We start from the raw sequence: 22,675 nt of genomic DNA, 5'->3' as shown, positions 1-22,675 counted from the left end.
TAGTTGCCCGATTTTGGGTGGGTCAGCAAGATAGCGGATAGGTAGCGATAAAACTTACTAATCGATACCTATTACCTCAAGAAAAAGGCCGCTCGAAAGGGCGGCCTTTCAGGTATGTTAGCTAAGACTTGTCATACCTTATCGAAAAAAGAGTAGGCTGAGCGTTATGTGACAATTTTGGCATCTCGGGTAACAAGTATGACGTCTCAACTTGCTGCCTACTCATTCATGTAGCCCCATGTGAGGATTAGACAGAAAGCGACTTGTCAGTACATTTACCAACCGCTACTCTGTCTTTTCCGCTGGCTTACTCTGTATGGTAAAACTCTACTTTCTGCAGTTCCTACTCCTTATTAGTACTATTACCGCGCTAGCCCAGCGTCCCAAGCCGGCCGCGGTATCGCTTCCTCCAGCCGATACCGTCTACTTCGACCGGGACTGGGAGCGCACCGAGACGCTGGAAGAAGTGGCCTACGCCCGTATAGCCCGCCACGACGCGGCTGGTAAAACCGTGGGCACCGTGCGCGACTATTTCTACCCTTCCTGGCAAAAGCAGTGGGAAGGCAAGATGGTTAAAGAGCACCCCGACGTGCCTTCAGGGCTGTGCACGGGCTGGCACGAGAACGGAAAGCTGAGCTTTCGGGGTACCTACGTCAACGGCGCCCAGCAGGCTGATTTTCGCAGCTGGCACGAGGACGGGCGCGAAATCAAGTGCACGTATGCAGTGGAAGATGCCCTGCCGCTCAGCAGCGCGGAGATTCACTGCAGCAACTGCATGCACCTAAGCCGAAAGGTGTTTGAAGTCGACGTGCCCGAGGGCACGGTGGGTATCGTGTACAAGCTCGACATCCGCGACGGCCATCAGCCCGCTTCCTGGTCCACGGCCTTGAGCATGGCCGCGGCCCTGAGCAATCCGGCCACCGGTACGGTGGCCCTGTTGTCCATGGCCGCTTCCACTTTGTCGAAGCAGGACACCAAGCCGCCCACGACGTCCACCAAGTGCCACTGGTACATCACCACCAGTCCGGCGGCCATGCAGCAATTCCTGGCTACGAAAGGCTCGATAACCATTCCCAACTCGTGCTTGCGCATGGAAACCAACACGCCTCAGGAAACCCGGCCAATGTCGCTGCCCCCCGGGACACGCCGCTTCTTCGTGTGCGTCAACAACGACAACTACACCACCGACGCCACGGCCACGCTCAGCGTGACCGCCCTGGTGAAGGCCTGCAATTAACGCTAAACCTCTGGGCGATTAATAGTGGAGCGTCAGGCCGGCGCCCCACTTGTAGTCACTGTCGTAGTTAGTGCTCAATGACACGTACTTGCTGACCATGTAGCGGAAGGCGACATTGTATTCCCGGTCCGTGTTCACCAGCAGGTCGGCGAAGAAGTTGTTGCTCAGCGGCAGGTCGGTGCGCTCCAGCTGCAGGCGCACCTTGCCGTTGCTGTCCAGGCGCAGCTCCGAGCGCACGAGCAGCGGCAGCAGGTAATACACGCCCACGTCGAACACCCGCCGGTTGTTTTTGGTGTTGCGCTCGCCCTCCGCGAGCAGCGTGCGGTTGTTACGGTAGTCAAAGCCGACAAAGGCGGCGATAAACTGCCGGTTGTCGAGGTAGCGCAGCAGGTGGGTTTCGGTTTCGAAGTTGCCTTGGTAGTTCACGCGGCCCTCGAATTCGAGCGCGTTGCGGTTGTTGGACAGGGTGCTTTCCAGAAAAGCGCCCTGCGAGTGGGCCATCAGGTCGGCCCAGAGGTAAGGCTGGTTGTCTTCTTTTTTCAGCTCTTTGTAGTCGGTGCGGGCGTACTGGTTCTGCGGAGTGCCCTCGTAGCTCACGATGCGGGCCATGCCGGCCATCATGTGGTAGAGGATGTGGCAGTGGAAAAACCAGTCCTGCTCCTCGTTGGCGTCGAATTCGATGGTGACCTTGCCCATGGACTGAATGTCGAAGGTGTGCTTCATCGGCGAATAAGCACCCTGGGCATTCACGAGCCGGAAAAAGTGCCCGTGCAGGTGCAGCGGGTGGCGCATCATGGTGGTGTTGGTAAAGGTCATGCGCACGTTCTCGCCCCTACGGATGGGAATCTTATCGGCCTGGGAGAGGGTCTTGTTGTCAAACGACCACACGTAGCGCAGCATGTTGCCGGTGAGGGTCAGGTTGATTTCCCGCCACTGCTTGGTCGAATCCAGCGTGGTGGGGTTGAGGGCCCGCAACAGGTTGTAGTTGAAGTCGCCGGCGCTGCCCCCCATGCCGCTCATCCCGGCCATTCCTCCCATGTCCATGCCCGCCATACCGCCCATGTCCTGCATGCTGCCCATGCTTTTGCCGGCTTTTTCCTGGGCATTCGCGGGCCGGCTCTGCGGTGAGGGGGCCGTGGTGGCGGGCGCGGCGCCGTGCTCCATATTCATTCCCGGCATCGCCGAACCACTAGCCGGAGGGGCCGGCTTCGGGCCCTGGTGGCCCGCCATGTCCATGCCTTTCATCTCCCCACTGCCCTGCTCTTTGGTCATGCCGGCGCCGCCCATGTCCATGCCGCTCATGCCTTCCATGCTGTTCATCTCCCGCATCATCTGGAAGTAGTTGATGCGGGGCAGATCCGGCGCTTTCATCGGCTCGCCCTGCCCGATATAGGTGGAGGTGTAGCCCGTGATGTCGTTGGCCGTGGCCCGAAACTCGGCCGCGCCCACAGCGGGCACCGTCACCAGCAGGTCGTAGGTTTCGGCCGTGGCAATTTCGAGCTTGGTGACGGGGAAGGGCTCCACGTTGATGCCGTCGGCGGCGATGACCTGCATGGGTCCGCCGGCGTACTGCAGGTAAAAGTAGGAGGAAGCGCTGCCGTTGATGATGCGCAGGCGCACCACCTCCCCGGGCTTGGCGTCCTTGAAATAGCCCTTTTCCTGCCCGTTGGTCAGGAATTTGTTGTAGTAGATGTCGGTCAGGTCCATGGCCGGCATGCGCCCCCACTCCTGCTTGAGCTTGTCCTTGAAGTAGCCGGCGGCCAGGGCCTCGCCGTAGCTCTGGGTGGCCCCTTTCTGCACGGCGAACCACTCGCCGGTGCGCTTGAGGTAGCGCAGCACCTCCTTGGATTTGTGGTCGGTCCAGTCGGAGAGCACCAGCACGTACTCCTTCATCTCGTAGGGAATGCGCTTGGGGTGGATGACGATGGAGCCGTACACGCCGTCCTGCTCCTGCAGCATGGTGTGGGAGTGGTACCAGTAGGTGCCGCTCTGAATCAGGGGGAACACGAACGTGTGGGTGCCGCCCGGCTCGACCGGGGCCGTGTTGAGGTAGGGTACGCCGTCCTGCTCGTTGGGCAGCAGCAGGCCGTGCCAGTGGATGCTGGTTTCCATGTGCATCTGGTTGTGCACCCGAATCACGGCGGTGTCCCCCTCGTTGAAGGTGAGCGTGGGGGCCGGAATCTGGCCGTTGATGCCGATGGCCCGGCGGGTGCGGCCCGTGAAGTTGACCAGGCGCTCGTCCACGTACAGGTCGTACTCCACCCGCTTGCCCACGTAGCTCGTGCGAGGCGTCACGACCTTGCCCTGCAGCTGAGCAGCCGGGGGCGCAGACTGGGTCAGGTGAGGCTCGGCGCTTTTGCCCATACGCATGCCCGGCGTGTGCTGCGCCCAGGCGGGCATGGCGGCCAGCAGGGCAGCCAGTAGAAAGAGTATTCGCATCGGTCGTTACTTGTCGCGTTTGGGGGTGCTGCGGGCCGGGTTGTTGTCCTCGAACCGGTACTTATCCATGGGGCTGCTGGGCATGGCTATTCCCGGCATGCCCGGCATGGCGCCCGTTCCGGGCTTCTCCATTCCCTTCCTATCGCCCATACCGGGCATAGCCTCGCCCTTTTTCATGCCCGGCATTCCGGACATATCGTCCATCTGCTGGCGCGTTGTCACAGGCTTTTGGCCGCCGGCGGGCTGCATGCCGGGCATGTTTTCCATGCCTTTCATAGTACCTATGGCGGGTTTGCTTGGGGAGGTGTTTTTCGAGCGGGCAGGACCCATGTCCATGCCGGGCATGTTGCCCATGTCCATCGGGGCGGGCGGCGCTTTGCGCGGGCTGCCTTGGCCGGAGGGACGTTGCGTACGCATCCCGGGCATGTTCATCCCCGGCATATCGGCCATGGCTCCCTGCTGGGCGGCCCGTCCTGCCGGCGCCGGCTGCGGTTGGCCGCCGCGCCGTTGGGTGGGCATGTTCATGCCTTCCATTTGTTCCATGGGTTGACGGCGCTGACCTAGCTGGGCGGCCTGCGGGCCGGGGCCCATGTTCATGCCTTCCATGCTGGCCGGGGAGGTACCTGGCGTAGCCACTGATGGTGGGCGAGTCCCGTCGCTTGGGCCAAGCTCCTCGTTGTGGGCGTCCGCTTCGGAAGCCGGCATGTCCATGCCGGGCATGGCATCCTCCCCGCCGTGGCCGTGGCTTTTATCGAGCAGGTTGCCCTTGGGACCCACGCCCTCGACGTACACCAGCTGCGCACCTCGGTGCCCGGCCACGGAAAGCGCGCCGGCCGCCGCCACGGCTGCCACCAGCACCAGCACCTCGTAGGCCCGGCGCTGCACCTTAAAGTAAAACCCGATGCCGGCCAATAGCAGCGTGATGCCCGAGAGCCAGGTGGTGTAGCCGGCGAACTGCTCGTGGGCCGCGTACACGGCCGCTGCCCGGGGCGAAAGGCCAATTGCCGCCGCATGAAACACGGTGCTGGCCGCCACCGCCCCGGCAAAGCCCCCAGCCATCACGGCCAAGGCAATCCAGCGCACCTGGGGCCAGTCCTTGAATACCAGCAGGGCCTGCAATGCCGCAGCCAGCAGTATCAGGACAATGGGCAAGTGCACCACCAGGGGGTGCAGATTGGGAAAATCTGAAAACATAGAGCCGAATGAGCCAAGGCCGGTACACGGAAAAACCCCGGCTGACCGCAAGCAGCAGTGCCGGGGCAAATCCCAATGGGTAATGGAGAGGCCGCGCTGACCACTGGTCCTAGCCAGGCGGTCGTTGCTTTCCCTGTTGGGTACCATACGTAGTCAAACCGCGACAATGTTTACACGCAAACGGCCGCACGGTTGCATAATTTCAAGCAACCTGGTCCTGACTACAGGCCGTCCCAGGAAACGCTAAAACGAAAAACGCCCGACCTACTGGGGCCGGGCGTTTTACACGAGCGTGGGCAGCTTACTTGGCCGCGCAGCAGCTAGGGGCTCCCGCCGTGCAGGCCGGAGTGCCGGCCTGGGCGCAGTTTTGCACCAGCGGGCAATCGGGGGTGCCCTTCAGTGGACAATCCGCCGCGGTCGGGGTTGGGCTGGTGAAGCCAAACAAGGCGCCGCCGGAGAGCAGCGCCGCGGCGCCGAACATCATCATCTTGCGTTTCATCGGTTCTGGTGGTTAAGATGAGCCCGCCGGGTACGGCCGCGGGGTAGTTCAAACAGCCACGGTCCGTATTCCGTGGGTGGCACTCACTAAAATGTCTAGGCCTTTTCAGCCTTGAAGCCGGCATCTTCTACGAGCGCCAGCACCTGCTCCTCGGTCACGTCGCCGGTCACGGTGAGCACCTTGTTGGGGTTGGCCGTGTCGACCTGCCAGGAGGCAATCGCCTTCTCGCCGTTGAGGGTGGGCGTTACGGCTTTGATGCAGCCGCCGCAGTTGATGTTGGTGTTGAATTGGAGCGTTTTCATGGGAGTAAATGCGTGGCGCCCGTGGTGGGCGGGTTCGGAATTAAAACACCCAAAAGTAGCGGCACGTGCCCGGGAAGGGGTACACAATTAGGCTTCAGGCTTGCATGATTTGTAGCAGCTAATCCCCCTTTGCCTGCCTGACACGTCGCACGCTAGCTTTAATGGTGGCCCATGCCCCCGCCGAGCAAGTGTTTGCCGATGACAAAGAGTAGGAGCAGCACCAGCCCGGCGATGAGCAAATAGCGGCCCCAGGGGGTGGGCATAGCAGTTGCGTGGCCCGCGGCCACGGCTTGGGCATGCGCCTGCTTTTGCAGCCGCCACTTACCAATGCGGCCCCAGGGCTTGTACACCGAAATGGCGGTGGCTGCCAGCAGCACGACCAGCGCGGCCGCGGCATCGGCCAGCAGCTGCAGGCGCAGCCCGCGCAGGTCAGTTGCCGAGAGGTCGGCTTTGGCGGCTACCTCGGCCAGGTAGGCGATGGGCTGGATGTGCAGCAGCAACAGCAGCGTGGCCGCTACCGTGAGCACCAGCTTGACCAGCACCCAGTAATGCTTAAACAAGCCCCAGGGCGTGCCCAGCGCCTGCACCACGCCGGTGGCCAGCGCGGCCAGGCTGGAGGGCACAATAACAAACCAGCCGCTCAGCCCCATGGCCAGGTAGGCCGTGCGCACCAGCAACGCATCAGTACTGGTCAGGCCGGTGATGGCCAGGGCCAGGAACATGGCCACGGCGCCGAGCCAGCCCACCGAGAACGTGATGTGGGCGGTGAGCATGAATTTGCGCAGGGCGGGAGCCATTGTCATCAGCGAGGCAGTTGGGGCGGGTGAAGGACCCCGCAAAAGTAGGGGTGTCGCCCAGGCCCGGCGTACAGAATTAGGCCGCGAACCAGCATAATTAACACACCGGGGCCCACGAAAAAGCCAGCCCGTACGCGACGAGCTGGCTTCCCATGGTATCGAGGATATTTAAGCAGCAATGCCCTGGCGGCAGGCCTGCTCGCAGCGGCGGCAGGCCTCGGCGCACTGGCGGCAGTGCTCGGAGTGAGCGCCGTGCTTCTCGCACTCGTCGGCGCAGGCCTTGCAGATTTCAGCGCACTCGCGTAGCAGATGGGCGGCGTGCTCCGAGCCGCGGGCAGTGAAGCGGGCGGTGAGGGCGCAGATGTCGGCACAGTCGCGGTCCAACAGCACGCAGCGGGCCATCATCTTCACGTTGTCTTCCTGCAGGCAGGCCGTAGCACAATGCTCACAGGCGGCGATACAGGCATTGAGGGCGTCGAGCAGGCTTTGGTTTTGGGTATGCATGGGAAAGGGGTGTAGGTGAACGAACAAGGCAACCCAACCGGGTCGCTGCCTAAGTATACCTTCTCTGTGGCCCAAGGTTTTACATATTAGTCTTCTTCCCTTGCATGATTTGGGGCCTCCTCCCCTACCACCGGAGCCCTTTCGGCCCGCAGCAGCCGACGATATGCGGAAGGCGAACAGCGGGCCAAGCGCCGGAATTGGCCGGAGAAGTGCGCCAGGCTGGTGTAGCCCAGGTGCCGGGCAATTAGGCCCACGCTCAGGGAGGAAGAAAGCAGCAGCTCCTGCGCATAAGCCAGGCGCTGACTCAGGATGTAGGCCGCCAGCGTCTTATCGCCCACCAAGCGGGCAAAGGCCGCGCTCAGCTGCCCGTACGTCAGGTCCAGCTCACGGGCCACCGCCGCCCCGAATGCCCGGTGCCGCAGGCTTTCGCCGGGCTCGCGCAACAGGCGGTTCACGGCCACGCTGACCCGTTCCACCAGGGTCTGGTGAAAGGTTTCGAGCAGCGCAAACCGGGCTGCTTCCAGCGTGGCCCGCAGGCGGGGCCAGTCCAGGTCTTCCGGCTCTCCGGCGACCGTGGCGGCCCCCAGGCGCACGTCGAGCACCTGCAAGCCCAGCCCTTCCAGCTCCTGCCGAACCACCCGGATACCGCGCGCGCACACCATGTGCTTGATGTAAAGCACAGTGGTGGGCGAAGCAGAAGCGGAGCGATTAGGCATCAGCAAGCGAGGTTAAGGCAGGTAAATGCCGCGCTGCCAGCATTCGGTGTAGTCCAGCACCATGTGCAGCAGGAAGCCCACGGCCCAGATGCGCGTGCGGGCGGGTAGCAGCAGTAGCACGTAGCCGCCGATGGCCCAGTAGGTGTGAAAGGTGTGGAAGTTGATGCTGCAGCGGTCCGGGTCGTAGAAAGGAGTCGCCCAGAGGTGGTCCAGGTCGAGCAGCAGGGCACTGGCCAGCACCGCCCACACCCGCCGCCAGTGGGGGCGGTGAAAGGCCAGGGCGTAGAGCCCTGGCACCGTGATATGCAGAAAGGCGTGCAGCATCGCCTAGCGGGTGGGCAGCACCGGATTCATATCCGAAGGCGGGGTGAGCGGCTGCGCGTCGAGTTCCTGCGGGTGGTCGTCCAAACCCGTTTCCTGGTGGGAGGCGAAGTACTGGGCCAGGGCTTTTTCGCCCACGAGCCAGAATACCACGGGCGTCACGATGATGTCGAGGAAGGTAGACGAGAGCAGACCGCCGAGGATGACGGTGGCTACCGGGTACAGAATTTCCTTGCCCGGCGCGTCCTTGGCCAGCGTGAGCGGCACCAAGGCCAGGGCGGCCACCAGGGCCGTCATCAGCACCGGCACCAAGCGTTCGAGCGAGCCGCGGATAATCATGGGCAGGCCGAACTTTTCGCCCTCGTGCTCCACGAGGTGGATGTAGTGCGAAATCATCATGATGCCGTTGCGCGAGGCAATGCCGGTGAGCGTAATAAAGCCCACGAGCGAGGCAATGCTGAACGTGCCGCCCGTGACCAGCACGGCCACCACCGAGCCGATGAGGGCCAGCGGAATGTTGAGCATAATCTGCCCCACCATGTAGCTGGATTTGAAGTGCGAGAACAGCACCAGGAAGATGCCGGCCAGCGAAAACAGGCTCAGCCAGAGAATCTTTTGGGAGGCCGACTGCTGGCTCTCGAACTGCCCGCCGTAGGTGAGGTAATAGCCGGGGGGCAGCTTCACCTGCGAATTCACCTTGGCTTGAATCTCCTTGACCGTCGAGCCCAAATCGCGCTCGGCCACGTTCAGGGAGATGGTAATCCGGCGCTGGGTGTTTTCGTGGTTGACGGTGTTGGGGCCCGGCTCGTAGATGACCTCCGCCACCTGGCTGATCGGAATCATGGCGCCGGTGGGCGTTTCGATGCGCGTCTGGTTGATGGCGGCGATGTCGTTGCGCTGGGCTTCGGGCAGTTTCACCACCAGGTCGAAGCGCTTCTGGCCGTCGAGCATCTGCGAGACCACGGCGCCCTGGAACAGGGTTTCGAGGTCGCGCACCACTTCGCCGCGGGCCATGCCGTAGGCGCGCAGGGCCTCGTCCTTGGGCCGGATGAGCAGCTGGGGAATCTGGACCTGCTTTTCCACTTGTAAGTCGACCACGCCCGGCACGGTGCCGGCCACGGCACGCACTTCGTTGGCGTAGCGGCGCAGCTCCAGCAAATCGTTGCCAAATACCTTGATGGCGACCTGAGCCCGCACGCCGCTCAACAGGTGGTCGAGCCGGTGGGAGATGGGCTGGCCGATGTTCACGTTCACGCCGGTTATCAGGCTTAGCTTTTCCCTCATGTCGGCCAGAATCTCGTCGCGGCTGCGCATGGTTTTGCCTTCCTTCTCCAACTCCTCTTCCGTTTTGAAGGCCACCTCGATTTCCGAGTTGTTGACCGACTCGGCGTGCTCGTCCAATTCGGCGCGGCCCGTGCGGCGGGCGGTGTAGGCCACCTCGGGAATCTTGAGCATTTGCTGCTCGCCCAGGGTGCCCAGGCGGTTGGACTCGGCGAGCGAGGTGCCGGCGGGCGCGGAGAAGTTGACCGTCAGGGAGCCCTCGTTGAAAGCCGGTAGAAACTCGGTGCCGAAGAAAGGCACCATCGCCGCGGCCATTACAAAGAGCAACGCGGTGGAAGTCAGCACCAGCTTCGGGTGCTGCAAGCCCCAGCTGAGCAGGCGCGTGTCCTTTTTCTTCAGCCAGCGCACCAGCCCGCCGTCGGTTTCGGGGTGGTCCATCTGCTTCATCTTGGGCAGCAGGTAGTAGCAGAGTACCGGCGTGACGGTGAGCGAGACGAACAGCGAGGCCACGATGCTCGTGATGTAGGCAATGCCCAGCGGCGCAAAAATGCGCCCTTCCATGCCTTCCAGCGCAAACAGGGGTAGGAAAACCAGCACCACGATGATGGTGGCGTACACAATGGAGTTGCGTACCTCGGAACTGGCCTTGTAAATAACCTTGAGCACCGGCTGCGGGTGTGGCAGCTGCTTGTTTTCGCGCAGGCGCCGGTACACGTTTTCTACGTCCACGATGGCGTCGTCGACCAGCTCGCCGATGGCAATGGCCAGGCCGCCGAGGGTCATGGTGTTGATGCTGATGCCGGCAAAGCGAAACACCAGCGCCGTGACCAGCAGCGAGAGCGGAATGGCCACCAAAGAAATAAACGTGGTGCGTACGTTCAGCAGAAAGGCAAACAGGATGATAACCACCAGAATGGCCCCGTCGCGCAAAGCTTCCTCGACGTTGGAAATCGAGGATTCAATAAACTCCGACTGCTTGAACAGGCGCGTGTTGACCTGCACATCCTTGGGCAAAGAAGGCTTCAGCTCCACCAGGGCTTTTTCCACGGCTGCTGTCAGGCCCACCGTGGCCGCGCCGGGCTGCTTCTCGATGCTCAGGATAACAGCCGGCTGGCCGTTCACGCTCCCGTCGCCGCGCTTGAAGCGGGCCCCGAACTCCACCTTGGCCACGTCCGCCACGCGGATGGGCGACTGCTCGCGGTAGCCCACGATGATGTTCTCGATGTCGGCCACCGAGCGCAGCCGGCCCAGGTTGCGGATGAGCACCTCCGAGCCGTTGCGGTCAAAGAAGTTGCCCGTCGTGTTCAGGTTGGACTGGCGCAGGGCTTCCTCCACCTGGTTTACCGTCAGGCCCGTGGCATTGAGCCGGGGCATGTCGAGCAGCACCTGGTACTGCAGGTTGTCGCCGCCGATGGGAATAACCTGGGCCACGCCCGGAATGCTGAGCAGGCGCTGCCGCACGGTGTAGTTGGCCAGCGTGCGCAGGTCGGCGGCGTTGGTCTGTTTGCCGCCCGACAAGCCCACCAGCATAATCTGGCCCATGACCGAGGAAATGGGGCCCAGCACCGGCGTAATGCCCTCGGGCAGCTGCTCGCCGGTGGTTTGCAGCTTCTCGCTCACAATCTGGCGGGCCGTGAAAATGTCGGTGCCGTAGTCGAACTCCACGAACACCATGCCCAGGCCAATGGCCGAGTTGGAGCGCACGGCCGACACGCCGGTGGCCCCGTTCAGGGCCGTTTCCACGGGCAGCGTCACCAGGGCCTCCACCTCCTCGGGGGCCATGCCGGGCGCTTCCAGGAACACGGTCACGCGCGGGCGGTCGAGGTCGGGCAACACGTCCACCGGCAGCTGGCTGGCGGTGTAGGAACCGGCAATGATGAGGCCCACGGCGAAGGCCAGCATCAGCAGCCGGTTCTGCAGGGCAAAGCGAATTATCTTATCAAGCATGGGGTATTAGCGCAAAGTGGAAGGAGCCTCAAGGGCGACTTCGGTGTAGTCCGGCCGGTGGGCCAGTGGGGCGGACAGGGCACGCCCTGTGCGTCTTATTTCTTGACCCGGGGCGTGCGGGCCGAGGTGTGGGTGCTCATGATTTGCCACTGGCCGGCGGCGTTTTTGCGCAGCACCGACGTGGCCACCCCGCGACGCACGATGGGCGCCTTGGCCTCTTTCTCCTTGGGGTCCTTCTTGAGGTTAATGGTATAGGTGTAGGTTTCCGTTGCGAAAGCATAAGGACCGTCTACCTGCACGGCGGCCTTGTAGTCGCTGAAGGTGAAGGCGCTAAACTCCTTGAGCTCGGGGGCCAGGTGGTGCTCGGCGTAGTGCCGGTAGGAGCCTTCCACCCCACCCGACTCGAACACCTGGGAGTTGGCCGTGAACAGGCGGGCGGTGCCCGTGGTATCGAGCTTTTGCACGGCCTGCTGGTACTTAGTCAGCACGGACCGCACAGCCGCCTCATCGGCGCTGGGGGTTGCCGCTGCAGCGGGCGTGGTTTGGGCAAAAGCGGTAGCCGACAGGGCGGGAACGGCCAACAGGGCAAGGAGGAAACGGCGCATAGGGAAACGGGAAAAGGGTTATTGGTTGAGGTAAATGGATTTGAGCTGGTAGGTGCCGGCGGTGACCACCCGGTCGTTTTCGTTGATTTCGCCCTGCACCAGCACGGTCTGCTGGCCATTCACGGCGCCGGGCTGCACGTAGCGAATCTTGAACCGCTCGGGCTCGGTGTGCACAAACACCACGGGCTTGCCGTTGAGGTCGGTGATGGCCGAGGTGGGCACCACCAGCTGGGGCTTGCCCCCGCCGGTCTGGCCCACGACCTGCACGTTCACGGCCTGGCCGGCACGGTAGGCGCTGCCTTCCTGGGCATCAAGCTCCAGCACCAGCTGGCGGGCCTGGTTCACCGGGTTCACCACGTTGCTGAACACCACCAGGCGGGCGGGCACGCCAGTCTGGCCCTGCAGCCCTTCGATTCGGAACATGGCGCCCGGCGTGACCTTGTCCAGGTCCTGGGCAAACACCTGGGCTTCGACGCGCAGCTTGCCGGGGTTGATGACCCGAAACAGCTCGTCGCCCTGGTTGACTTGTTGACCGACAGCGAGATTAAACACGTCCACGGTGCCGCTCACGGGCGAGGTGATGCTCACGCGGCGCTGCTGGGCCTGGCCGTTGTAGATGCTGGCGTTCTGGCGGGCTTGGCGCAGGCGCAGCTCGGCGGCCACCACGTCCTTGCGGGCGGCGATGTCGGCGATGCTCTGCAGGCGGGCGTAGTCCTGCTGGGCGGCGCGCAGCTCGGCCTGGGCGTTGGCCCGCTCGGTGCTGAGGCCGATTTGCTGGGTGGCATCCAGCGTTTGCTCGATGACGGCCAGGGTCTGCCCGGCCCGCACCGTTTTGCCTACCTGGGCCGCGAGGCTCACGATGCGCCCGGTCTGGGGCACCACGATGCGGCCCTCGCCCCCGGCCGCGGCCGACACCGTGCCGTAGAGCGTGGCCCGGCTGTAGGTGGTGGAGAAAGCAGCCAGGTTGGTGCGCACCTGAAACAGGAACTGGCTTTCCTTGGGCAGCAGTACCTCGTCGGAAAGGGCCACGCCGGTGCTGGCTTTGGCCGTGCCACCGTGGTCTTCGCCACCGTGCGCCTGCACCAAACCCGGTGGAGGGAGCAGCACCGTCAGGACCAGTCCCGCGGCGGCCGTAACGGCCAGGATTTTATGCTTGGTTTTCATATCGGGGTAGCATTAAGGGAAGGGGGTGCGGCGGCTGGCGGTCAACGCCTGCTCGGAAGTCTGGGGCACGGGCTCGGGACGGCGTCGGCGCATGAGCAGGGCCGTGAGTACGATGCCGAGCACAAAGGCCCCGGTCAAGGCCAGGATGGTTTTCCAGGAGGAAAAGAGCCCGGTTGCCTCCGCGTGGGGAGCCGCGGCGACGGGCAGCTTCTCTCCTACTTTGATGCCTTCGAGCAAGAGCAAATCGGCTTTCTCACCCGCCACGATGTTGAGGGCGAAGCTGTAAGCCTTGTTGGCCGGAAACTGGCCTTCGACGAGGTACACGCCCGGCTCCTGCTCTTTCACGGCCCATTTCAGGTTGGCATCTTCCGGGTTGGTGAGCGTGAGCTTGGCGCCCTTGATCGGGGCGTTGGTGGCGTAGTCGGAGAGGAACAGGCGCAAATCGGCGGGCTTACCCCCTTCCAGGGGCTCGTAGCGCAGCAGGGCCTCGAACTGTTCCGAGAGCGTGGCCACGGAAAAGGACGTGGCGCCCGCCGCCGTGCCGGCCTTGGGCCCGTCGCCGTGGTCCTCGCCCCCGTGGGCGTAGGCCGTGCCGCTCAGCACAAGCAGGCCCAGGAGCAAAATCAGGAGTTGTTTCATGTTATTCACCCCGCAGGTAGTTAAGTTCGATGAGGGCCTGGCGGTAGTCCCGAATGGTCGTCAGGTAGGTATTCTGGATGGCAAAGGCCTGGTTCAGGCTCAGGATGAGCTGCAGGTAGCTTACTTCGCCGGCCCGAAACAGGCGCTGCGACTGGCTGATGATGGCCCGCGACTGCGGCAGCCCGGTTTGCTCGTAGTAGCCCAGCGAGGCCGAGAACTTGCGCGTGTCGGCCAGGGCCTGCTGGTACTGCGAGCTCAGCTCCAGGCGCTGGGCCTGCAGCTGGTAGCTTGCGGCCTGCGAGCGGGCCGTGGCCGCCTGCAGCTGAGAACGGTAGGTCCAGAACCAGATGGGCACCGACAGGCCGAACTGGAAGCGGTATTTCAGGGCTGAGTTCTCAAACGCTTGGTTTTGGTACCCGAGGGTGAGGGCCGGCGTGCGCCGGGCCCGCACCAGGCTGATGCCCGACTGGCTCAGCGCTACGTTTTGGGTGGCGGCGGCCAGCGTGGGGCTGCGCACCAGGGCCGTGCTGTCCTCGGTGGGCAGGCCCGCGAGCAGCGCCGAGCCCGTTTGAGCCAGCTCCGCGCCGGTGCGGCCCAGGTCGGTGCTGGTGGCCAGGGCTTCGCTGGGGCGGCCCAGCAGCAAGGCCAGGCGGCGCTGGGCGGCCTGTCGGTCGGCGGTGGCTTGCTGCAGCAGCACGGTCACCTGCCGGGCTTCGGCGTCGGTGCTGATGCGCTGCAGAGAGGTGACTTCGCCGGCCGTAAACAAACGCTCGGTGGCCAGGCGCAGCACGCGAAACAAGCTGTCCTGGTAGGTGAGCTGCCGCACCTGGGCCTCGGCAAACTGCAGGGTCAGGTACGCCAGGCGGGTGTCGCGCAGCACGCTGGCCCGGCTCACGTCGCGGTTGCGCTCGGCCAGGGTAATACCGGCCTGCGCCACGCGCCGCTGCTGGCGGTAGACGTTGGGCAGGTCGATGGTTTGCACCACGCCCGGGGCCCACATCTCGCCGGTAGGGGCCGAGAACAGAAAGTCCGGGTTGGCGGGCGCAAACGAGCCCCGCTTGAGGGCGCGCTGCTCCTCAATTTCCTGGGTTGACTGCCGCAGCCGGGGGTGCCGGCGCAGGCTCTGGGCTTCGGCGCTGTCCAGGCTGATGATGGTTTGGGCGCGCGCAGCTTCGAAACCTAATCCCAGCAAAAGGGCCAGAACCAGCAGGAAACGCACGCCACTTCTCAATTTCAGATACTTCATATAATCAGGTTAGAGCGAGCCAGCGGGCCGCCTACCGTTGCAGCGGCAGACGACCTGGACGAAGCGGGTCCGGACGCCCGGCGTCCGAAAAGCAGGCGACGTCTATGACTTTTTCACCAGGGCCATGCCGCACTTCGGGCAGCTGCCGGGCTTGTCGCTGGCCGAGCCTTCGCAGTTCATGGGGCAGGTGTAGGCGGCGGCCGTGGCCTTGCTGGCTTTGGCCGCCGCGTCGAGCTTTTCAAAGCGGGCGCTGAGCGAGCTGCCGTTGGCTTTCAGGCTCACGATGGCCGTGCGCAGGGTAGTGCCGGCGGGCACGGCGGCCACGAAATGGTCGCCGGTGGGCGTCAGCTTCACGCTGGTGGTTTTGCCCGCCGTGCTCAGCAGCATGGCCGTGCCGGTGGAACGGTCCAGCGGCATGGTTTTCTCGTTGGCGTCGAGCAGGTACACGTGCACCTCCCCGGCTTGCTGCACCAGTTCGAGGTGGTACTTGCCGGCCGTGCGGACCGTTCCGCCGTGGGGGGATTTGTGGGCGTGGGTTTCGCCGGCGGCTTTGTGGCCGTGGGCAGCGGTGCCGGGCTTGTGGCTGTGCTGAGCGGCAACGGTGAGCGGGGCGGCGAGCAACAGGGCGGCGGCGAGAATTTGCGAAATCTTCATGGGAGGGGTTATGAGTAAAGTGGGTTGGAGTAGCCTTCGGGCTACATTTTGTCGGCGTTCTTATTGTGCCAGTCCTTGAAGGCCGCTATTTCCTTCTCCTGGGCATCTATTATCTGCTGGGCCATCTGCTTGAGCTTGGTGTCTTTGCCGTGGGCCAGCTCGGCCTTGGCCATGTCCACGGCGCTCTGGTGGTGCATGGTCATGAGCATGTTGAAGTTCATGTCCGGGTCGGCCACGCTTTTTGGCATCGGCATCATGGCGTCCATCGAGGCCTTCATCTTGCTGGTGAAGGGGTCCGTGGGGTCGTTGGGCTTGTAGTTGGTCGGGGCGTTGTCGAGGCGGGTGGCGGCCGCTTCCAGCTCGGCGATTTCCTTTTGCTGGTCGGCTTTGATTTTCTCGGCCATCTGGCGCATGGTGGCGTCTTTGCCGTCGCGCAGCTGAATGTCGGCCATGACAACAGCGCCCTTGTGGTGCTCCAGCATGTGGTGGGCGAAGTCGTGGTCGGTGTTGCCCTTGGGCTTGCTGGCGTGCATCTTCTGCATCATCTCGTTCATGGCCACCAGTTGGGGCGAGTCGCCGGCCGCGGCGCTGCCCGTAGCCCCGGCGGAGTGGTCCATGCCGGCCATGTCACCGGAGGCGGTGCCCTCGGCGGTGGTCGTTTCGGTGGTAGTAGCCGTCGAATCGGCGGCCTTGTCGCTGTTGCAGCTGGCAACCAGCAGGGAGCCCGAGCAAAGGGCTGCGAGGAAAAAAGCGGACTTTTTCATGGGTGTGGTTGGGGAAAGTTGAAGAAAGAGAGAGGCAAGCCGGAAGGGGGCCAGCCCACACGCTAGGCCTTCACGTTGATGGTGAAGTCACCGGTGTGAATCTTACCGGCGTGGTTAAACTGGAGGAACACGCGGTACAGTCCGGGCTTTTCGAAGTTGGTGTTGAAGCCGATGTTGGGGCCTTTGTCGGCCTGGTCGTTGGGATGCACGTGCAGGTACTGCTCGGTGTCCTCGCTGATTACCACCACGTGGCCCAGCGCGCCGAGGTAGTTGGCGAGGTCCGTCACCGGCTGGCCGTCCTTGCTGATGTTGATTTTCATGCCCAGCAGCTGGCCCACTTTCAGGTCTTTGTCGAAGGCGAGGGTGGCCTTATAGCCGTCCTTCTCCCATTGCATGTCGTCGTTCTTGAACTTGACCGGCGCATAGGCTGCGCCCTTCACGGTGAGGGGCTGGCGACCGAGCTGGTGCCCCGAGCCGGTAGGCGTATAGTCCTGAAACAGCACGTAGTCGCCGCCCTTGGGGAAGGTGTACTGCACTTTGTAGTCGCCCTCAGCCGTGTACTCGGGGTGCTCGTGGTAGAACTGGCCCAGGTCCTTGCTGACGATGATGAGGTGAATCTTCTTTTCGTGCACCACGTCCAGGGGCACGGGTGCGGAGCCTTTGCCCGTCTCCACGGGCGTGAAGGCCAGCGTGGTGGGCTGCCCGGCCGTCACCTGCGTGGGCGTGGGCACCAGCTTCATTTCGTAAGTTTTGCCGTTGGCCACCTTGTCGTTGTGTTCCAGGTTCATGCCGCACTTGGGGCACTTGTCGCCCTCTTTGGTGCTGGTGATTTCCGGGTGCATGGGGCAGGCGTAGGTGTGGCCCCCGCCATGCTCGGCGGTGCCTTCGGCCGGGCCGTTGGTGGGCGTGGTGACGGTGTCGGTGGTTTTGCTGGACTCGGTTTCGGACGAGCAGCTGCTGGCGGTGAGCAGGCCGGCCAGGGCCAGCAGGGAAAGCGGTATGCGGTGCATAAAAGGGGAATGGGGTTAAACTGATGGGGAGACTATATCCAGTAGTCCGGGGCGCTGCTGCCGGGCGGCTAGGCCTGAAACTGCTGCCAGAGCACGATGCCCAGCCCGGCAGCTACCGCGGCGTAGAGCAGGTAGGACAGCAGGCGGCGAACCGGGCCTAGGGGGGCGGGTGCGCCGGCTTCTTCGCAACAACTTTTCATTGTCAGGCGAGGGTAAAACCAGGAAGATGAAGGAGGGAGGGGGCAGCTAAGCGCCGGGCGGACACGACAATGCAAAGGCCCGCCCCGGACATAGCAGAGCTATGCCAGGGCGAGCCTTGGGCGCGTCAAATCAATCAGACCGTCAGGGACTGAATAAAGATGCGGATGTCGGGTATTTTGGGGGGCAGGTGCTCGCGGAGCACCAGAACGACCGAGTGGGTGCGGTCCCACTGTCCGGCAGCGGGCCGGAAAAAGAAGTCGCTGCTGGCCGGCAACAAGGCCGGCGCGGGTGTCATCAGCTGCTTTTCAGCCGGCGTTGTGAGGGACTTAAGGATAGCAGCCGAGTTGTCCTTGCAGCAGTCATCCTTGCCCACGGGCTTGGAGTTGTGCTGGGCATGGTCCTGCTTGGTCTTGGTGGGTTGCTGCTTTGCCGTGGCATTGCCGTGACCGTGGCAGCCAGGGTGTGAAGGCTTCTGCGGCGGGGTGACCTTGGCCACCGGGGCCGCTTGCACTGGGTTAAGCGTGGCGCAGTAGCACTGGCCCACGAACACGTTGACGAAGACGAGCAGGAAGCTCGTCGCCAGCAAACGGCGGAAGGGGAACAGGCTACGGAACATGACAGGCGCTAAGCAACCGCAAAAGTAGACTTCTCCACGAAAAGGCGGTACCGCTTATCTACCCCATTTCTAAATAAAGAGTTTCCGGGCCGTTCCTGTGGGTGGCCGCTTAACCTGCGAAAAAGGACCGCAAATGGCCATCAGGCTGTTTTAGGCGGCAGTCAGGGAAAAAAGCCCCCGGCAAGCAGCGCAAAATTATGCAAGCCTTCGGCCGGATTATGTAAATCCCTTGTCCACCTGCAACGTGCAAATTATGCAAGTTTCGGGTGAGATTCCGTACTAACCCCGCCGCAGGGGCGCCGTTCCTTTGTACTGTACATTCTAGCCTAGGGAGCCTTGGGTTTCCCGGCCCAATGCAGCACTACGGCTGCTTATTTCTATGGAACCAACGACCAAGACCGAAACCCTCGACATCGAAGGCATGACCTGCGCCTCGTGCGCGTCCTTCGTTGAGAAGTCCCTGACCCGCACGCCCGGGGTGCAGCGGGCCATGGTCAACTTCGCTACCGAAAAAGCGACGATTGAATACCTGCCCGCCCAGGCCACCCCGGCCACCTTAAAAGAGGCCGTAGTCAAGGCCGGCTACGGCGTAACCGAGCGCGCGCCAGACACCAGCGCCGCCGACCGGCAGGCGGAAATTGACCAGCAAAAGGCCCTCGCCTACGTCAAGCTCAAGCGCCGCTTCTGGGTAGCCACGGTGCTGGCCATCGTCATCATGCCCCTGAGCATGCTCATGCTCTGGCCCGCCATGATGGCCCGCGTCAACATGCAGTGGCTGAACTATGGGCTGTTGGTGCTGACCCTGCCGGTGCTGTTCTACAGCGGGCGCGAATTCTTCACCTCGGCCTGGAACGGCTTCAAGCACCGCGCCGCCAACATGGATACGCTCATTGCCGTGGGCACGGGCGCGGCTTTTCTGTATAGCCTCGCAGCTACGGTAGTGCCGGGCTGGTTTATGCGCCGGGGCCTGATGCCCGAAGTGTACTACGACACCACGGCCACCATCATTGCCCTGATTCTGCTGGGCAAAGTGCTGGAGCTGCGGGCCAAGACGCAAACGTCGGCCGCTATCAAGGCGCTGATGGGCTTGCAGGCCAAAACGGCCCGGGTGGTGCGGCCCGACGGCCAGGAGGTGGACGTGCCCATCGAGCAGGTGCAGCTGGGCGACCTCGTCGTGGTGCGCCCCGGCGAGAAGGTAGCTACCGACGGCGTTATTGAAGAAGGCCGCTCGGCCGTGGACGAGGCCATGCTCACGGGCGAAAGCCTGCCGGTGGAAAAGAAGACCGGCGACCCGGTATTCGGCGCCACGCTCAACAAAACGGGCTCGTTCCGCTTCCGGGTGACCAAGGTGGGGGCCGACACCATGCTCTCGCAGATTGTGAAGCTGGTGGAAGACGCCCAGGGCAGCCGGGCGCCCATCCAGCGGCTGGCGGATAAGGTCAGCGCCATTTTCGTGCCCACGGTGGTGGTCATTGCCATCCTCACCTTCGTGCTCTGGTTTGACCTGGCCCCGGTGGAAGCCCGCCTTCCGCTGGCCTTGGTCAACTTCGTGGCCGTGCTCATCATTGCCTGTCCCTGCGCGCTGGGGCTGGCCACGCCCACGGCCATCATGGTCAGCACCGGCAAGGGCGCCGAGCACGGCGTGCTCATTCGCAACGCCGAGGCCCTGGAAAAAGCCCACCAGGTAAACACCGTGCTGCTCGACAAAACCGGCACCATCACGCGTGGCGAACCGGCCGTGACGGACTTTGTGCCCGCCGAGGGGCAGAACGCGGGCCAGCTGCTGCAGGTAGTGGCCGCCGTGGAGCGGCAGAGCGAGCACCCGCTGGCCGAAGCCGTGGTGCGCTACGCCGATGCCCAGCAGGCCCCGGCCATTCCGGCCACCGGTTTTCAGGCCATCGAGGGCAAAGGCGCGCAGGCGTCCGTCAACGGGCAGGCCGTGCTCATCGGCAACTTCCGCCTGCTCGACGAGGCCGGCATCAGCCTCTCGCCTGCCGTGCGCCGGCAAGCTGACGAGCTGCTGGGCCAGGCCAAAACGGTGCTCTACGTCGCCGTTAACCAGCAGGCCGTGGGCCTCATCGGGGTGGCCGACACCGTGCGCGACACGTCGGCTGCGGCCATCAAGCGCCTGCAGGCCATGGGCATCGAGGTGGTGATGATGACGGGCGACAACCCCCAGACGGCGGCCCAGGTAGCCGCGCAGGTAGGCATCACGCGCTACTTCGCCGAGGTGCTGCCCAGTGGCAAGGCCGGTAAAGTCAAAGAGCTGCAGGCCGAAGGGCGCATCGTGGCCATGGTGGGCGACGGCATCAACGACGCGCCGGCCCTGGCCCAGGCCGACATCGGTTTGGCCATGGGCGGCGGCACCGACGTGGCCATGGAGGCGGCCGGCATCACGCTCATGCGCTCGGATTTGCAGGGCGTGGTCACGGCCATTGAGCTCTCGCGCCAGACCATCCGCACTATTAAGCAGAACCTGTTTTTCGCCTTCATCTACAACACGCTGGGCATTCCGGTGGCGGCGGGGCTGCTCTACCCCTTCTTCGGCATTTTGCTCTCGCCCATGCTCGCGGCCGGGGCCATGGCCCTGAGCTCGGTGTCGGTGCTCACCAACTCGCTGCGCCTGCGCAGCTTCTCCCCCGCTAAGAACTAAGCCATGGATACCACCGAAATCATCGTGACGCTGACGGGCCTGGCACTGTCGGCTTTTGTCATCTGGTACTTCTTCTTTTCCGCCCGCCAGACGGCTGCGGCCGTTTCTACCTCCAGCGGCGTGCAGGAAGTGGACATCACAGTCAAGGGCGGCTACTCGCCCGACGTGATTGAAGTGGAACGCGGAAAGCCCGTGCAGCTGAGCTTCTACCGCGACGAGGAAAACTCCTGCTCGGAGGAGCTGCTCATGCCCGACTTCAGCATCCGCCGCGACCTGCCGGCTTTCAAAACGACGCTGGTGGAGCTGCTGCCCCAGCAGGCCGGTACCTTTACGTTTACCTGCGGCATGGGCATGCTGCGCGGTAGCCTGGTCGTAAAATAGATGCCGCTCATGAACTCCCAACTCCGCTCCGGCTTCACGCTGCCCGCCCCCGGCACCCACCGGCTGCTGATTAAGAACATGGTCTGCCCCCAGTGCATCCGGGTGGTGACGGAAGACCTGACGGCCCTGGGCCTGCAGGTGCAGCGCGTCGTGCTGGGCGAGGCCGACGTGACGACTGCCGATGGCCAGGCGCCGGACCTGGAGCCCGTGCGCGCCAGCCTGCTGGCGGCGGGCTTTGCCCTGCTCGAAGACCCGCGGGCCCAACTCGTGGAGCAGATTAAGACCCTGCTGGTGACGCTCATTCATTATCCCGAGCCGGGCCCCCGCCTGCTCACCTACTCGGATTACCTGGTTCAGCACCTGGGGCGCGACTACCATTACCTGTCGCACCTGTTCTCCTCCGAGGAAGGCCTGACCATTGAGAAGTTCATCATCCGCCAAAAGGTGGAGCGCGCCAAGGAGCTCATTGGCTATGGCGAGCTGACCATTGCCCAGGTGGCGGGACAGCTGGGCTACAGCTCCCCGGCCCACCTCTCGCGGCAGTTTGGGCAGGTGACGGGCCTGACGCCCTCGGAATTTCAACGGCTCGGACCCGCCAGCCATGCCCGGCGCAGCCTGGACTCGCTGCTGTAGCCTCGGAAATTATGCAAGCAAAAAGGCCAACGGTGTAAAAACCGGGCGGGTAGCCAGGGCGTTTATATTGCTTACCATCAGACCCCATCGACCGTGCGCATGAACCGCTTATTCCGTTTGCCTATTTTGTCTCTGCTAGTGCTGGTTTCCTTGTTTTCGGCCTGCAAAGACCACGACATGGACGACATGAAGCATGACACTCCGCTGATGAAAATCATGATGGACATGATGACGCAGATGGACGCGCAGGCCAAGACCCAGGACCCCGACCACGACTTTGCCGCCCAGATGGTGCTGCACCACGACGCGGCCATCAAGATGAGCGAGGAAGAACTTCGCGCGGGCAGCAACCAGGAAATGAAAACCATCGCCCAGGACGTCATCACCAAGCAACGCGCCGAAATCACGCAGTTCAACTCGTTCCTGAGCAGCCACCAGCCCACGCAGCCGCTGGTACCGCAGTTCAACCAAATTCAGAAAACCAACATGGACCGCATGATGGCCGCGAGCAACGCGCGCACCATGACCATGCGCACCGACGTGGACTACGCCCAGATGATGATTGACCACCACCAGGCGGCCATCGACAACTCGGAGGCGTTGCTCCAGCACGGCCGCAACGCCACGATGCGCCAGCTGGCGCAGGCCATCATCGCCGACCAGCGCCAGGAGATTGGTGTCCTGCAGAACTGGCTCACGCGCAACCGCTAGGTCTTGGATTAGCCACAAAAAAGGCAGCTCTCGCGGAGCTGCCTTTTTGCTTTTGGGGTACGGTGGGTGGCCAAGAGCACTATCCGGCGGCCTGAGTCCGCTACCGGCCGAGGTGGCCACCGTCGCCCGCTACGTGGCCCTAACAACCCCCATGCTCGCAC

At 63.4% G+C, this 22,675-nt stretch carries 23 protein-coding genes; 5 read left to right on the top strand and 18 right to left on the bottom strand.

Annotation, left to right across the window (positions count from 1 at the left end):
- The first annotated feature begins 316 nt into the window (after positions 1–316).
- Positions 317–1,237 carry a toxin-antitoxin system YwqK family antitoxin gene (locus MWH26_RS19645; RefSeq protein ID WP_247977122.1) on the top strand — a complete coding sequence of 307 codons (921 nt, stop codon included), beginning with the start codon at positions 317–319 and terminating at the stop codon, positions 1,235–1,237.
- 18 nt (positions 1,238–1,255) lie between these two features.
- On the opposite strand, the gene MWH26_RS19640 is transcribed toward MWH26_RS19645, so the two are convergent.
- From MWH26_RS19640 to MWH26_RS19560, 18 genes are all read right to left on the bottom strand, one after another.
- Positions 1,256–3,676 carry a multicopper oxidase domain-containing protein gene (locus MWH26_RS19640; RefSeq protein ID WP_247977121.1) on the bottom strand — a complete coding sequence of 807 codons (2,421 nt, stop codon included), beginning with the start codon at positions 3,674–3,676 and terminating at the stop codon, positions 1,256–1,258.
- A 6-nt stretch (positions 3,677–3,682) separates the two neighbouring features.
- The gene (locus tag MWH26_RS19635; RefSeq protein WP_247977120.1) at positions 3,683–4,870 is read right to left on the bottom strand and encodes a DUF2231 domain-containing protein; all 1,188 of its coding nucleotides are present in this window, start codon (positions 4,868–4,870) and stop codon (positions 3,683–3,685) included.
- A gap of 301 nt (positions 4,871–5,171) precedes the next feature.
- A complete protein-coding gene (locus tag MWH26_RS19630; protein ID WP_073289192.1) occupies positions 5,172–5,369 on the bottom strand; it encodes a hypothetical protein in 198 nt (65 codons plus the stop codon).
- Between the two features lie 95 nt (positions 5,370–5,464).
- Positions 5,465–5,671, bottom strand: a complete 207-nt coding sequence (locus MWH26_RS19625; protein WP_111480615.1) for a heavy-metal-associated domain-containing protein — start codon at positions 5,669–5,671, stop codon at positions 5,465–5,467.
- A gap of 158 nt (positions 5,672–5,829) precedes the next feature.
- Positions 5,830–6,474 (bottom strand): hypothetical protein, encoded by a 645-nt coding sequence (locus MWH26_RS19620; RefSeq protein WP_207891091.1) that lies wholly within the window; start codon positions 6,472–6,474, stop codon positions 5,830–5,832.
- A 162-nt stretch (positions 6,475–6,636) separates the two neighbouring features.
- Positions 6,637–6,972 carry a four-helix bundle copper-binding protein gene (locus MWH26_RS19615; RefSeq protein WP_111480614.1) on the bottom strand — a complete coding sequence of 112 codons (336 nt, stop codon included), beginning with the start codon at positions 6,970–6,972 and terminating at the stop codon, positions 6,637–6,639.
- Positions 6,973–7,058: 86 nt separating this feature from the next.
- Positions 7,059–7,688, bottom strand: coding sequence for a helix-turn-helix domain-containing protein (locus tag MWH26_RS19610; protein ID WP_133257231.1), 630 nt, complete (start codon positions 7,686–7,688; stop codon positions 7,059–7,061).
- A 12-nt stretch (positions 7,689–7,700) separates the two neighbouring features.
- Positions 7,701–8,012 carry a DUF6122 family protein gene (locus MWH26_RS19605; protein WP_247977119.1) on the bottom strand — a complete coding sequence of 104 codons (312 nt, stop codon included), beginning with the start codon at positions 8,010–8,012 and terminating at the stop codon, positions 7,701–7,703.
- A 3-nt stretch (positions 8,013–8,015) separates the two neighbouring features.
- The gene (locus MWH26_RS19600) at positions 8,016–11,237 is read right to left on the bottom strand and encodes an efflux RND transporter permease subunit (RefSeq protein WP_247977118.1); all 3,222 of its coding nucleotides are present in this window, start codon (positions 11,235–11,237) and stop codon (positions 8,016–8,018) included.
- A gap of 95 nt (positions 11,238–11,332) precedes the next feature.
- Positions 11,333–11,842: a YybH family protein gene (locus MWH26_RS19595; RefSeq protein ID WP_111480610.1), complete on the bottom strand. Its 510-nt coding sequence runs from the start codon at positions 11,840–11,842 to the stop codon at positions 11,333–11,335.
- A gap of 18 nt (positions 11,843–11,860) precedes the next feature.
- Positions 11,861–13,006: an efflux RND transporter periplasmic adaptor subunit gene (locus tag MWH26_RS19590; RefSeq protein WP_247977117.1), complete on the bottom strand. Its 1,146-nt coding sequence runs from the start codon at positions 13,004–13,006 to the stop codon at positions 11,861–11,863.
- 12 nt (positions 13,007–13,018) lie between these two features.
- On the bottom strand, positions 13,019–13,645 hold the full coding sequence (locus MWH26_RS19585) for a hypothetical protein (RefSeq protein ID WP_247977116.1): 627 nt from the start codon (positions 13,643–13,645) through the stop codon (positions 13,019–13,021).
- A 1-nt stretch (position 13,646) separates the two neighbouring features.
- A complete protein-coding gene (locus MWH26_RS19580; protein ID WP_247977171.1) occupies positions 13,647–14,891 on the bottom strand; it encodes a TolC family protein in 1,245 nt (414 codons plus the stop codon).
- Between the two features lie 102 nt (positions 14,892–14,993).
- Positions 14,994–15,545 (bottom strand): heavy metal-binding domain-containing protein, encoded by a 552-nt coding sequence (locus MWH26_RS19575; RefSeq protein WP_215139160.1) that lies wholly within the window; start codon positions 15,543–15,545, stop codon positions 14,994–14,996.
- A gap of 41 nt (positions 15,546–15,586) precedes the next feature.
- A complete protein-coding gene (locus tag MWH26_RS19570; RefSeq protein ID WP_215139133.1) occupies positions 15,587–16,309 on the bottom strand; it encodes a DUF305 domain-containing protein in 723 nt (240 codons plus the stop codon).
- A gap of 62 nt (positions 16,310–16,371) precedes the next feature.
- Positions 16,372–17,319, bottom strand: a complete 948-nt coding sequence (locus MWH26_RS19565) for a DUF8832 domain-containing protein (protein ID WP_190786144.1) — start codon at positions 17,317–17,319, stop codon at positions 16,372–16,374.
- A 68-nt stretch (positions 17,320–17,387) separates the two neighbouring features.
- A complete protein-coding gene (locus MWH26_RS20170; RefSeq protein WP_262921998.1) occupies positions 17,388–17,519 on the bottom strand; it encodes a hypothetical protein in 132 nt (43 codons plus the stop codon).
- 134 nt (positions 17,520–17,653) lie between these two features.
- Positions 17,654–18,136: a hypothetical protein gene (locus tag MWH26_RS19560; RefSeq protein WP_190786145.1), complete on the bottom strand. Its 483-nt coding sequence runs from the start codon at positions 18,134–18,136 to the stop codon at positions 17,654–17,656.
- A 379-nt stretch (positions 18,137–18,515) separates the two neighbouring features.
- Here MWH26_RS19560 and MWH26_RS19555 point away from each other — a divergent pair, with 379 nt between their 5' ends.
- The 4 genes from MWH26_RS19555 (at position 18,516) to MWH26_RS19540 (ending at position 22,514) form a co-directional block, all read left to right on the top strand.
- Entirely contained in the window at positions 18,516–20,789 is a 2,274-nt protein-coding gene (locus MWH26_RS19555; RefSeq protein ID WP_190786146.1) for a heavy metal translocating P-type ATPase, read from the top strand.
- 3 nt (positions 20,790–20,792) lie between these two features.
- Positions 20,793–21,170 (top strand): cupredoxin domain-containing protein, encoded by a 378-nt coding sequence (locus MWH26_RS19550; RefSeq protein WP_111480601.1) that lies wholly within the window; start codon positions 20,793–20,795, stop codon positions 21,168–21,170.
- A gap of 9 nt (positions 21,171–21,179) precedes the next feature.
- Positions 21,180–21,803 carry a helix-turn-helix domain-containing protein gene (locus tag MWH26_RS19545; protein ID WP_190786147.1) on the top strand — a complete coding sequence of 208 codons (624 nt, stop codon included), beginning with the start codon at positions 21,180–21,182 and terminating at the stop codon, positions 21,801–21,803.
- 99 nt (positions 21,804–21,902) lie between these two features.
- Positions 21,903–22,514 carry a DUF305 domain-containing protein gene (locus tag MWH26_RS19540; RefSeq protein ID WP_247977170.1) on the top strand — a complete coding sequence of 204 codons (612 nt, stop codon included), beginning with the start codon at positions 21,903–21,905 and terminating at the stop codon, positions 22,512–22,514.
- Positions 22,515–22,675 lie beyond the last annotated feature (161 nt).

This window comes from Hymenobacter sublimis, assembly GCF_023101345.1.
GTDB classification, from domain to species: domain Bacteria; phylum Bacteroidota; class Bacteroidia; order Cytophagales; family Hymenobacteraceae; genus Hymenobacter; species Hymenobacter sublimis.
This window is presented reverse-complemented; position numbering and strand designations above follow the sequence as displayed.